The sequence below is a fragment of the Ureibacillus manganicus DSM 26584 genome (assembly GCF_000772945.1).
In the GTDB taxonomy this organism is placed as follows: domain Bacteria; phylum Bacillota; class Bacilli; order Bacillales_A; family Planococcaceae; genus Ureibacillus; species Ureibacillus manganicus.
The window spans coordinates 18,458-31,420 of record NZ_JPVN01000033.1; the positions used below are offsets into that span (position 1 = coordinate 18,458).

The window sequence follows — 12,963 nt, forward strand, 5'->3', positions numbered from 1 at the left end:
CAAGATGCAGCGTCTTGAATAGGCTTTATTTAAAAAACGAACTTTTATAATAACATCATTTTGAGTCTTTTAAATAGAAACCACATTAAAGACTTTTTAATCTATTTGCCTAAAAATTAATTCATAGAGATTTTAAAATTCAGTAATTGATTCAATTTACTTTTATAATTTGTATCAAAAGACTAACAATATGAAATAAATTCTGCTTAAGATGCACCTTGTAAAGAAGGCTATTTTTACAATTTGATAGTTTTTGCATATATTTGTAATATACTATTTATGTAAAAAACTAGTAATAATTAAAATTATTTGGGGAGTGTTCAAACTATTTATGAATGAATCAAGCAAAAGGTTTCGTAGTTTAACAATTAAGATGAATATTGTAATTATAATGTCGCTCCTAATAAGCATGCTTTTGACAAACTACATAACTTCGTTTTTAAATCATAATGTTCAAGTTACATATGGTGTATATATTAGCACAGCGATAAATCTTATATTTACAACTATCATAGCTGCTGTTTTCTTACAATGGATAATTGTTTCTCCACTTAAATTATTATTGAATGTGACAAGGGAGGTAGCTAAGGGGAATTTAACTGTAACTATACCAAAAAAATCAAACGATGAGATAGGTTTATTAGTTAATTCATTTGAGGTAATGTTGGGGAACTTAAAGGATATCGTTGGCGAATTGAATGAAACTTCTATAAAAGTTCTTAGTTCTTCCGAAACCCTCGCAAAAAGCGCAAGTGCAACGAATTCAGTTTCTAATCTTATTTCAAGTTCTATTAGAGAGGTTGCAGTTGATACACAAAACCAATCGAATGGAATAGAGAAAATGGTATTTGCTATTACAGAAATGAATGAAGGAATTAAAAGAATATTAGATAATACAGGGGAAGTCTCCAATACCTCCCACGAAACGAAAAGCTATGCTGTTGATGGAGAGCGAGCAGTTGAAAAATCAGTTCGTCAAATGATCTTAATACAAAACTCAGTTAGTGAATCGGATATTTCTATTCAAGAGCTCCTTAAACGTTCACAAGAAATTGCACAAATTTTAAATGTTATTTCTGATATAGCAAATCAAACCAATTTGTTGGCTTTAAATGCTGCAATAGAGGCTGCTAGGGCTGGAGAATCAGGTAAAGGATTTGCGGTTGTTGCAGAGGAAGTAAGAAGACTCGCAGAACAATCAAATCAATCAACTGAACAGATTGGCTCGATTATCGAACAAATGAGACTGGCTACCGATGTTTCTGTGCAAACAATGAGAAAAGTTATTGAAGATGTAAAAGAAGGTATTGATATTATTAACGATACAAAAGTAAAATTCTCTGTAATTTCTCAATCGACGGAGGAAATGAACCGAGAAATGGGTAATATATTACAAGCAGCAGAAAGAATGGCATTAAATGCTGAAGAAATTTCTCTTACAATAGATCAAATTTCTACTTTAGCAAGGAGAAATACTCAATATTCTATTGATGTTTCCTCCTCAAGCCAAGATCAACTAGTTGCAATTGAAGAAATAACTAAATCAACAGAATCGTTATCAAATATTGCTGAAGATTTAAGGGAATCAACAAAAAAGTTTACAGTTATTTAAAATTCTTGAATCATAAATAAAGTTCGAAAAATAGCCAATAAATTTCCAAATAAGTGATTTTAATATACCCATACATGGTATATAGTATTAATATAAATACAAGAAGGTTGTAGGTAGTTTTTCTTAATCTTCCTAAATCAGCTATAAGGAGCGTGATAGTAATGAGAAACGATAATGGAGATGGTAAACAAAATCATAAACATCACCATTCAAATCCAAGTGAACATGAACATCACAATAAAAGTGAGCATGTCCATGGTGGGCATAAGGGACATATTGCACATGATCATAGTAAACATCCAGGGCATGAACATCATAACCACGATGTACATGATCACAGCAAACATTCGGAACACCAAAATCACAGCCATGGTGGACATGATCATGAAGGAGGACATGACAAACATCATGGCCACTCGATAGGAGAATTTAAGAAACGTTTTTGGATCTCATTAGTTTTAACAATACCTATTTCATACTTATCCATGATGGTTCAAATGCTATTTGGGTATGAAGTCAACTTTCCAGGAGATACATTTTTATTATTCTTACTTTCTACAATAGTTTTTTTCTATGGAGGAAAGCCTTTTTTACTCGGTGCATGGAGTGAAATAAAAGACAAAGCGCCTGGTATGATGTTGCTGATTTCGCTAGCAATTGTCACTGCTTACGTATATAGTACTTTAACAGCATTCTTTATTGAAGGTAGTGACTTTTACTTTGAGTTAGCTACTTTGATTGTTATTATGCTACTAGGTCACTGGATTGAAATGAAATCTATAATGGGAGCTTCAAAAGCATTAGAAGAGCTAATAAAATTAATGCCTAAAGAAGCACACAAAATAGATTCATCAGGAAATATTGTAGATATTTCTGTAGAGGATTTAAAACCAGGTGATCAAATCCTTGTAAAGCCTGGCGAAAAAATTCCCCTTGATGGAAAAATATTTGAAGGCCACTCAACAGTGGATGAATCAATGTTAACTGGGGAATCAGTTCCTGTAGAAAAAACTATGGGAATGGAAGCTATTGGTGGGTCCATTAATGGTGAAGGTATTTTAAAAATAAACGTTAGTAAAACAGGTAGTGAAACATATCTTGCTCAAGTTATCCAATTAGTAAGTGATGCAGAAAAAACGAAATCTAAAGCACAAGGATTTGCTGACACTGCTGCAAAATGGTTATTCTATGTTGCGATTGTTGCAGGTATTATCACACTCGCATATTGGTGGACAACTGGTGACTTTGATACTGCTTTAGAGCGAATGGTGACAGTATTAATTATTGCTTGTCCTCATGCATTAGGTTTAGCTACTCCACTAGTAACATCTAGATCAACATCAATTGCTGCAAAAAATGGCTTGTTAATCCGTAATCGTACCTCTTTTGAAAGTGCTTTTAGAATCAATCGTATTGTATTTGATAAAACTGGTACATTAACTGAAGGTAATTTTGGTGTTACAGATATTCATCCAACTGTAGGTATCAGTGAAGAGGAACTGTTAAAACTAGCGTACTCAGTGGAAACGCAATCTGAACACCCGATTGCAAAAGGTATTGTAAAAGAAGGTAAGAAACGAGATTTAGAACTATATAAAGTATCGAATTATCAAAACCTAACGGGTAAAGGACTTGTTGCGAAAATTAATAATTCTGAAATTGCCATTGTTAGTCCGGGTGTATTAAGAGAAAATAATATTTCCTTTGATATAGAAACTTATGAAAAACTTGCACAACAAGGGAAAACAGTTATTTTCGTATTAAAGGATAATACGCTTCAGGGAATGATTGCATTAGCAGATATTATTCGAGAATCATCTTATAAGGTTATAAAAGAATTAAATAATCTTGGAATTGATACTGTCATGATGACTGGTGATAATAGTCGCGTAGCGCATTATGTAGGTGAAAAGCTTGGAATGACAAAGGTGATTGCTGAAGTATTACCACATGAAAAATCAAATAATGTGAGAGAATTAAAAGAGGGTGGCAAAAAAGTTGCGATGGTTGGAGACGGTGTAAATGATGCACCAGCTTTAGCTGAAGCTGATTTAGGTATTGCTATTGGAGCGGGAACAGATGTTGCAATTGAAACTGCAGATGTTGTCCTAGTTAATAGTAACCCAGTAGATATTTTAAGCACTTTAAAACTTTCTAGGGCAAGTCGGATAAAAATGATTCAGAACTTAATTTGGGCTGCAGGATATAATATTATTGCCATCCCACTAGCAGCAGGGGTTCTTATTAGTGCAGGTATTGTGATCACACCGGCAATTGGGGCTGCGGTTATGTCATTAAGTACTATAATCTGTGCGATTAATGCTCAACTATTGAGAATTGACTAATTCGGTAAATAATTACAATAATTTCGCAAGAAGATTTTCTAAATATGTATGTGGAATAAATATGGCAATTGAAAGTATCAAAAAAATTCGCTTAATAATCATTTTAGGCGAATTTTCTTTCATTATTTTTAATATGAATATTAACCCCCTATTTACGGTTATTCAGCATATAATAAATAAAATAATGAACAAATACTAAAAAGAAAAAAGAGGTGAGAACATGTGTATAAATAACGACTTTATCGAAAATCATTCATATCGAGTATTTGAGGAAATACGTAAAAATTCTTTGTACAACGTAGCGAGAGTGGAATTTTCAGAGGGTTATTGTTGGGAACCTCAATTTCAAACTTCACAATTTAATAGTAATGACCTTATTACTAAAATAATTCTAGAAGATGAGAATAAAAATTATTTTACTGTTAATCCTGATGACTTTGGCTTAAGGTTTGCAAAGGGAGAGATCAATTATAAAGAATATCTAAAATTTCAAAAAGTAGATGACATTAAATGGATAGGATATTCAATTCTGGGAGTTGGGATTTTGATAGCTATGATGTTTACAATGTATGTTTATTTCATAAATTAATGATTGAGAAATAGCCTTGTTAATCTATTATTAGCAAGGCTAATTTAAATTTTTACTTTCAACAAAATCCCCATTACTTTAAGTGTTATTCCTCACAAATTACTTCGAATAAAATTTCACAGCTGGTTCCTAAATCCAACTATTACCTTTATAGTGTGATCTTTTTCATAGAATTAAAAATTTAATAGTTGCACTATGTAAAGTAATTGGTTATTATTTGTTTTGTTAATAGTAATCATTACTATTTGGAAGGGTGAAAAAGTTGAGAAATTATATATTTACACTGTTGATTCTTTGCTTTGTTCTACTAGCGGCATGTAGCAATGAAACTGCGCGGAACGAACAGGGGAATGAAAGTTCTGAAGAAGAAACAAAATTACAGGTTTATACAACGGTATATCCATTAAGTTATTTTACACAACGTATTGGTGGAGAATTTGTTAAAGTGTCATCTGTTTATCCCCCAGGAGCAAATGAGCATTCATTTGAGCCAACGCAACAAGATATGATTAAGTTAGCAGAGTCAGATTTGATATTCTACATCGGTTTTGGTCTTGAAGGTTTTATTGAAAATGCACAAGAGACATTAAAAAATGAAAAAGTAGAGTTTGTTGCTACAACAGCCAATATACCTAATGAAAAGCTTAATATAAGCACCGGCGATTCACAAGTCGCACATTCGGAGGAAGATGAAGGCACCCAAGTTGAAGAAGCACACAATGATGAGGAAGTAACAAGTGAATCTGAAGATGTACATACAGAACATAATGAAATTGATGCTCATGTATGGCTTTCTACATCTCTTTCTGCAGATCTTGCATTAGCCATAAAGAGTGCACTTACAGAAAAAATGCCAGAACAGGCTGATAAGTTTGAAGCAAATTATCAAAAATTAGTTAACGAGTTAGAAACACTAGATATTCAGTTTAAAGATATGGTGGCCCAAGCTAATACACGAACATTTTTTGTATCACACGCTGCTTTTGGATATATTGCTGGGGAATATGGTTTGCAACAAGTACCAATTGCTGGTCTGAATTCACAAAATGAACCATCACAAAAAGAATTATTAGAAGTTGTTGCTTTAGCAGAAGATTTAAAAATTGAATATGTTTTATTTGAGCAAAATGTATCTTCTAAATTAGCTGAGATTATACAATCTGAAATTGGAGCTGAATCACTTACATTGCATAACCTAAGTGTCCTTACCAAAGAAGATATTGCGAATAATGAAACGTATTTCACTTTAATGAAACAAAATATTGAAACTTTAAGAAAAGCGTTGGGGAATCAATAATTACTTCTACTTAAGTAACTTAAATATGATTAGAATACTTAATAACAAGTTACAAGATATTTAAATTATAAGTAGGGCTAAGGGTTACAATGAACATACTTGAGAAAATTAGTAAAGGGTGCACTAATAGCACCTTTTTTTAAATACCTTTAAAAGGAATATTCTGGGTAAACTAGGGACAAAATTAAGTTTATAATTTGAGTTAATTTTATTAACATCTGCATAATTTCTGCAAAAATTATAATTATAATTAAGATCTTAAGAAGTTTATACTGTCTCTTTTTTCCCAAACCACTGGTAGTGAACCAGTGACAAACCATTAGTGGATTATTCAAGAAGAATTAAAGAGTGCTTAACGAAGCTCCAGTGAACCAGGAATTGAGGTAACATTAACACTGGCCATATGGAAGTAATCCTGATTTAGCAAAGGAACAATTAGAAAGACTTGAACAACCGCGCTTCTTAAGTATTGCTGTTTAATCCAAACAAATCATTAACCTTACGAACGTTGATTATCCAACCCATTAGGAGGTATCTATGTTAAAAAAGTACATCTCTGTTATTTTCGTTACCTTATTTATTAGCTATGTCACTTTTGTTATTTTATCCGAAGAAAATATCATAAATCTTAGAAAAACTGTACAGGTTAATGAGCAAGGAATCTTAAATGAATCTCCCAATAACAAATCCGCTGAGATAACTGAAACAAGCTTAACGGGGTCCGATAATGACTCTCAAAAAGTTGCGCTTGCTCCGGAATTCGCATTGTCAGATTTGAATGGCAAAGCTGTTAATCTCTCTGATTTTAAAGGTAAAATAGTTATCTTAAACTTTTGGACCACTTGGTGTCCACCATGTATAGAAGAGATGCCTGAAATGCAAAGGTTTTATGAAAAAAATAAAGACCACAGAATTGAAATCGTTGCCGTTAATCTAACTAACTTTGATAATGGTCAACAAGCAATTGAATCTTTTGTACAAGATTATGGTTTAACCTTTCCGATATTATTAGATAAAGATGGTGTTGTTAGGAGGATGTACGAAATTTTAACTATACCAACTAGTTTTATTCTAGATACTGAAGGGAGAGTTTTTCAAAAGATAGTAGGTCCAATGAATGAACAAATGATGGATGAAATAGTTAATTCAATCCAAAGGACCGATGAAAAGTACGGGGAGTAGAAACTACCCTGTGTTTGTCTTGCGTTCATAATTTCCCTTTACTTATTTGGTGGGGTTTCTTTTGCTAAGAATAGAACTAATCCGCCCTTACATAAAGAACATACACAATCAACACCTTCAGTAAAAAATGGAAGGGAAATTGAACAACTTCTTAGTTACTAGCATAGTTATACTGAGTTAAACACAACCTTTATTTTAGTTATATGAAAGGCATAAAAGAAATAATTTATGTTCCTAAAACATATTTCTATTTACATAGGGTACCAGGGTATACTATAATGAGTTTGAGAAGGGGGAAGTAACATGGAACCCGAATTAAAAAATGAATCCTTATTAGACGAAAGTTGTTGCTCTAGTTTGAATATAAGAAAAAGCCACCATTCAGAAAAGTCAAAGAAAAATCTTGTATCCAGGCTTAATCGGATAGAAGGGCAAGTTCGAGGAATAAAGGGTTTAATTGAAAGAGATACTTATTGTGATGATGTCATTACACAAATATCTGCTACTCAAGCTGCACTAAATAGTGTAGCAAAACTCCTTCTTGAAGCACATATGAAAGAGTGTGTAGTTGATCGTATACAAGAAGGGGATTTAGAAGTTTTAGATGAAGTGCTTGTCACAATTCAAAAATTAATGAAAAAATAAAAGGAGAGAATAAATATGGGAAATGTAACATTAAACGTAAACGGAATGTCATGTGGTCATTGTGTTAAATCGATTGAAGGTAGTGTTGGATCGTTGGATGGTGTTGAACAAGTAAAAGTTGATTTAAGTTCTGGTAAGGTAAACGTTGAATTCAATGATGAGAAAGTGACACTTGAAAAAATTAAAGAGACAATTGATGATCAAGGATACGATGTTAAGTAAAAAGATGTAGAGTGCTTACAATAGCACTCTATTTCTTTCAAAAATTTATACCCCATATCGGTATATTTAATGAGGTGAAAGCAACATGAGTAGTGAGTTAAAAGAAACAAGTTTACAGATAACAGGTATGACTTGTGCAGCTTGTGCAACAAGAATTGAAAAAGGGTTAAGTAAAATGGAAGGTGTAGAACAAGCCAACGTCAACTTAGCACTTGAAAAGTCTGTTATTAAATATGACCCGCAAAAAGTAAAAGAAGAAGATTTTGAAAAGAAGATTCAACATCTTGGATACGGTATAGCAAAAGAGAAAAAAGAATTCACCATTACAGGAATGACGTGTGCAGCTTGCGCAACAAGAATTGAAAAGGGATTAAACAAAATAGAAGGTGTATCGATTGCTAACGTAAACTTAGCACTTGAAAATGCTACTATTGAATTTAATCCTTCTCAAGTTTCAGTTACAGAAATTATACAAAGAGTAGAGAAATTAGGTTACGGTGCACATATTAGAGAGAATAAAAAGGATGCAGTTGACTACCGAGAAAGAGCAATCCAAAAACAAAAAAGCAAATTCATTATAGCCGCAATTTTGTCATTGCCACTCTTATATACAATGGTAGGGCACTTTTCATTCATGTCTTTTATTTATATGCCCGACTTCTTAATGAACCCATGGGTGCAAATGGCTTTAGCAACCCCAGTACAATTTATAATAGGATGGCAGTTTTATGTAAGTGCATTTAAAGCATTACGAAATAAAAGTGCAAATATGGATGTTTTAGTTGTGCTAGGTACATCAGCCGCCTATTTCTATAGTGTGTATCAAGCTTTCATCACGATTGGGGAACATCATAATGCAGAATTATATTTTGAAACAAGTTCTGTTCTAATTACCTTGATCATTTTAGGGAAACTTTTTGAAGCAAAAGCAAAAGGTCGATCCTCAGAAGCCATTAAGAAGTTAATGGGACTTCAAGCCAAAACGGCATTAGTTGTTCGTGATGGTATTGAAAAGGAGATTCCATTAGAAGAAGTTGTGATTGGCGATACCTTATTAGTAAAACCTGGAGAAAAGATTCCTGTTGATGGAAGAGTAATCGAAGGAGATACTGCTGTTGATGAATCTATGTTAACTGGTGAAAGTATTCCTGTAGATAAAATGAAAGGGGATGCTTTATTCGGAGCAACCATTAACAAAAATGGATTTATTAAAATGGAGGCAACGAAAATTGGGCGAGATACTGCATTATCACAAATAATTAAGGTAGTAGAGGATGCCCAAGGATCTAAAGCACCAATTCAACGATTAGCAGATAAAATCTCAGGTATCTTTGTACCAATTGTAATTGTTATTGCGGTTATTACTTTCATTATTTGGTTTTCATTTGTGTCACCTGGTGAAATTACACCCGCACTTGAAGCATTAATTGCTGTACTTGTAATTGCTTGTCCATGTGCACTAGGTCTTGCAACACCTACTTCTATTATGGCAGGTTCAGGTCGTGCAGCTGAATTTGGTATTTTATTTAAAGGTGGGGAACATCTTGAACAAACACATCACATTGATACGGTCGTTGTTGATAAAACGGGTACTGTCACAAACGGGAAGCCAGAATTAACAGATGTAATTGTGTCAGATGGAATTGATGAAGCAGAGTTTTTAGCTTTAATTGGATCTAGTGAAAAACAATCGGAGCATCCACTAGCTGAGGCAATTGTTCAAGGGATTCAACAAAAGAATATCGCTCTATTAAACGTCGATAAATTCGAAGCAATTCCAGGTTTCGGGGTTAAGGCAATTGTCCAAGGGAAAGAGATCTTAGTTGGTACTCGAAAATTAATGAGTAAATATGACGTTAATATTTCAAATGACTTAAGTGTAATGGAAAAATTGGAAGCTAACGGTAAAACAGCTATGTTAGCAAGTATTGATGGCCAATATGCAGGGTTAGTAGCTGTTGCTGATACAATTAAAGAGACATCTAAAAGAGCCATCAAGCGTTTAAAAGATATGAATATTGAAGTAATTATGATGACAGGAGACAATGAAAGAACTGCCAATGCTATTGGTGCGGAAGTTGGAGTTAATCATGTCATTGCAGAGGTATTGCCGGAAGGGAAGGCTGAAGAAGTGAAAAAACTTCAAGCTTCTGGGAAAAAGGTTGCAATGGTTGGTGACGGTATTAATGACGCACCTGCGCTAGCAGTAGCTAATATTGGTATGGCCATTGGTACAGGAACAGATGTTGCAATGGAAGCAGCTGATATTACATTAATTCGTGGAGATTTAAATAGTATTGCCGATGCAATCATCATGAGTCACAAAACTATGCGTAATATTAAACAAAACTTATTCTGGGCATTTGCTTATAATACACTCGGCATTCCAATTGCGGCAATAGGTTTGCTTGCTCCATGGGTTGCGGGTGCTGCAATGGCATTCAGCTCTGTATCAGTAGTTTTAAATGCTTTAAGATTACAAAGAGTGAAGTTAGAAAAATAATAAAAATGGCCTACATTGGTAGGTCATTTTTATTTATGTATATTTAGAATTCCTATTATCAATACTATAAAAAGTTCAATATTGCATAATCTACGCGAAATTATGAACAAATTGGAGGAATATAGAATGGCAAATAAAATTACTCTTGGTATTATTTCATTCGCTGCAGCTTTAACACTTGCAGCATGTGGTGGAGAAAACGCTGATGATACAACACAAAATAAAACGACTCAAGAAGAGTCAAATGCAGCGCCTGAAAATAAAATGAATGAAATGGAAGAGACTGAAAATAGCGAAGCAATGCAAGGTATGGACCATTCTAACATGAATCACTCTGGATCAGGTGAAATTCCAGAAGGTTTAAAAGAAGCTGGGAACCCAACTTTCCCTGTTGGTAGTCAAGCAATTATTCAATCAGATCATATGTCTGGTATGAAAGGTGCTGAAGCAACGATTGTAGGTGCTTTTGATACAACTGTATATACAGTCTCTTATACTCCAACTACTGGTGGTAAACCGGTTACAAACCATAAGTGGGTTATTCATGAGGAATTAGAAGGTGTTGGTGAAGAAGCTTTGGAGCCTGGAACAGAAGTAACAATTAATGCTGAGCATATGGAAGGGATGCAAGGTGTAACTGCAACAATAGATTCTGCTGAAGAAACAACTATCTATATGGTGGACTTCACTTCTACAACTGGTGAACAGGTTACAAATCATAAATGGGTAACAGAAAGTGAATTATCAGCACAATAAATTAAACTAAAAATTAATCCTAATAAAGAACTTTAAAATCGATAATGACTAATGCCCCCTATTAGATAGATGAAAAATTAAACATTCATCTTACCTAATAGGGGGCTTTTCTAGTACACTTTTTCCGAAAGCTAAAACTGACATAGTTGATACATAAAGTACTTAGTAAAAGATTATATTAGTAGTGAGGTATTTATTACTTAAGACAATTTATTGTTAATTACAATGTAACGAAATAGCCTAGGAATGAATATATCATTAAATGAGTATGAGGAGAAGGAGGTATGGTTTTGATTATCAAGTCAATTGAACTTGGGTTAATGGCTGAACATTTAACAGCCCATAAGGGAATACTGACAAAGCTTAATAACTACTATTGCATCGCTCAAGAGCCAGAATTAAAGAAAATTATTCATGATCAATTCATTATTATGCAGAACCATGTAATTGTAATGTTAATGTTAATTGATCCAGAAATAAATGCAAGTATAACTGTTGCAGACCTACAAAAATATCAGCCTGTTGAATTTAATTGTAATGAAAGTAGACTTTTATTAAAGGACAAAGACATTGCTTTAGAAGGCAAGAATACTGCAAAATCAATGTCGGAAGACAATTATATGTCTGCCTTAAGAATGGAAACCCCCAACATAAGGCATATTCATATACACATGGCTTTACAGCAAGCTACCCTGCAAGAGAGATATAGCAATCTTATAAAAAGAAAAAAATGGATCGATATGCCAGACGCTTCTTTAAGCGAACAGAAGAGAACTTTAAGTCATTTTAAAGCGATGTATCAAATTAACTAATTACGCTCAGCGCTAAATTTGTAGGAGTAAGCATGATAAGGTGTGCCCGATTTTTGTGTACGAAGAGAAAAAAGAAGGCACACCAATACCTTTCACACCATATAAACTTTAACATTTTTAAACATTCAGTTTGCAAAGGTTTCGCTATGCTGAAACCACCGATTATTCAGTTTAAGGCCTAGATATAGAAAGCAAACTGTTATGTGGTTAGCCTCTTATGACTTCGCGTGAGGAACAAGGAATTGAAGTTCATCACCAAAACTAGCGAGAGATTCTGTAACTATTAACTAAAACTATACATAGGGGGATATTATTTATGTTGAAAAAATTCATATCTGTTATTTTCATTTTAATATTAATTTTTGTTATTTTTTTCGAAGAAAATACCTTTAATAAAACAGTACAGGTTAATGAACAAGGTGTCTTAAATGAAACTCCCAAAAACTCATACGATGAAATGACTGAAACAAGCTTAACAGGGTCCGACAAAATCGCTCAAACAGTTACATTTGCTCCAGAATTTACATTAACAGATATGAGTGGAGCAAACGTTAATCTTTCTGATTTTAAAGATAAAATCGTTATTTTAAACTTTTGGGCCACTTGGTGTCCACCGTGTAGAGAAGAAATGCCTGCTATGCAAAAGTTTTATGAACAGAATAAAGAAAACGGAATTGAAATTGTTGCCGTTAATCTAACTAACATTGATAATGGTGTACAAGCAGTTGAATCATTTGTGCAAGATTATGGTTTAACTTTCCCGATATTACTAGACAAAGATGGTGTTGTTGGAAATATGTACGGAATTTTAACTCTACCAACTAGATATATTCTAGATCCTGAAGGAGGAGTTATTCAAAAGATCGTTGGTCCAATGAACGAACAAATGATGAATGAAATAGTTAATTCAATACAAATGGACGGGAAAGAACACGGGGAATAAACTGCCCTGTGTTTTTTATGTGTGCCAGGCATGGCAACTATCTAGGTGGTGGAAGTC

11 protein-coding genes are annotated in these 12,963 nt (G+C 33.5%); all 11 read left to right on the forward strand.

Annotated features, from left to right (window positions below; genetic code table 11):
* The first annotated feature begins 415 nt into the window (after positions 1 to 415).
* Complete coding sequence (locus tag CD29_RS17555) at positions 416 to 1,612, forward strand: methyl-accepting chemotaxis protein (RefSeq protein ID WP_169716203.1); 1,197 nt, start codon at positions 416 to 418, stop codon at positions 1,610 to 1,612.
* A 161-nt stretch (positions 1,613 to 1,773) separates the two neighbouring features.
* Positions 1,774 to 3,957 (forward strand): copper-translocating P-type ATPase, encoded by a 2,184-nt coding sequence (locus tag CD29_RS17560; protein ID WP_081976305.1) that lies wholly within the window; start codon positions 1,774 to 1,776, stop codon positions 3,955 to 3,957.
* Between the two features lie 220 nt (positions 3,958 to 4,177).
* Positions 4,178 to 4,546 (forward strand): hypothetical protein, encoded by a 369-nt coding sequence (locus tag CD29_RS17565; protein WP_036189841.1) that lies wholly within the window; start codon positions 4,178 to 4,180, stop codon positions 4,544 to 4,546.
* A 253-nt stretch (positions 4,547 to 4,799) separates the two neighbouring features.
* Positions 4,800 to 5,843 carry a metal ABC transporter solute-binding protein, Zn/Mn family gene (locus CD29_RS17570; protein ID WP_036189842.1) on the forward strand — a complete coding sequence of 348 codons (1,044 nt, stop codon included), beginning with the start codon at positions 4,800 to 4,802 and terminating at the stop codon, positions 5,841 to 5,843.
* Positions 5,844 to 6,380: 537 nt separating this feature from the next.
* Entirely contained in the window at positions 6,381 to 7,025 is a 645-nt protein-coding gene (locus CD29_RS17575) for a peroxiredoxin family protein (RefSeq protein ID WP_036189843.1), read from the forward strand.
* A gap of 303 nt (positions 7,026 to 7,328) precedes the next feature.
* Positions 7,329 to 7,670: a metal-sensitive transcriptional regulator gene (locus CD29_RS17580; RefSeq protein ID WP_036189844.1), complete on the forward strand. Its 342-nt coding sequence runs from the start codon at positions 7,329 to 7,331 to the stop codon at positions 7,668 to 7,670.
* Positions 7,671 to 7,685: 15 nt separating this feature from the next.
* Positions 7,686 to 7,892: a copper chaperone CopZ gene (gene copZ / locus CD29_RS17585; protein WP_036189846.1), complete on the forward strand. Its 207-nt coding sequence runs from the start codon at positions 7,686 to 7,688 to the stop codon at positions 7,890 to 7,892.
* Between the two features lie 85 nt (positions 7,893 to 7,977).
* A complete protein-coding gene (locus CD29_RS17590; protein ID WP_036189847.1) occupies positions 7,978 to 10,395 on the forward strand; it encodes a heavy metal translocating P-type ATPase in 2,418 nt (805 codons plus the stop codon).
* A 126-nt stretch (positions 10,396 to 10,521) separates the two neighbouring features.
* Positions 10,522 to 11,151, forward strand: a complete 630-nt coding sequence (locus tag CD29_RS17595; protein WP_036189848.1) for a YdhK family protein — start codon at positions 10,522 to 10,524, stop codon at positions 11,149 to 11,151.
* 290 nt (positions 11,152 to 11,441) lie between these two features.
* Positions 11,442 to 11,963, forward strand: coding sequence for a spore coat protein (locus CD29_RS17600; protein ID WP_052124240.1), 522 nt, complete (start codon positions 11,442 to 11,444; stop codon positions 11,961 to 11,963).
* 316 nt (positions 11,964 to 12,279) lie between these two features.
* On the forward strand, positions 12,280 to 12,906 hold the full coding sequence (locus tag CD29_RS17605; protein WP_036189850.1) for a TlpA disulfide reductase family protein: 627 nt from the start codon (positions 12,280 to 12,282) through the stop codon (positions 12,904 to 12,906).
* The last annotated feature ends 57 nt before the right edge of the window (positions 12,907 to 12,963 follow it).

Bases quoted from the DNA above. Each gene is read 5' to 3' on its own strand.
- CD29_RS17605 (WP_036189850.1), top strand. From the start codon at position 12,280: ATGTTGAAAAAATTCATATCTGTTATTTTCATTTTAATATTAATTTTT.
- CD29_RS17590 (WP_036189847.1), top strand. From the start codon at position 7,978: ATGAGTAGTGAGTTAAAAGAAACAAGTTTACAGATAACAGGTATGACT.
- CD29_RS17565 (WP_036189841.1), top strand. From the start codon at position 4,178: ATGTGTATAAATAACGACTTTATCGAAAATCATTCATATCGAGTATTT.
- copZ (WP_036189846.1), top strand. From the start codon at position 7,686: ATGGGAAATGTAACATTAAACGTAAACGGAATGTCATGTGGTCATTGT.
- CD29_RS17580 (WP_036189844.1), top strand. From the start codon at position 7,329: ATGGAACCCGAATTAAAAAATGAATCCTTATTAGACGAAAGTTGTTGC.
- CD29_RS17595 (WP_036189848.1), top strand. From the start codon at position 10,522: ATGGCAAATAAAATTACTCTTGGTATTATTTCATTCGCTGCAGCTTTA.
- CD29_RS17560 (WP_081976305.1), top strand. From the start codon at position 1,774: ATGAGAAACGATAATGGAGATGGTAAACAAAATCATAAACATCACCAT.
- CD29_RS17575 (WP_036189843.1), top strand. From the start codon at position 6,381: ATGTTAAAAAAGTACATCTCTGTTATTTTCGTTACCTTATTTATTAGC.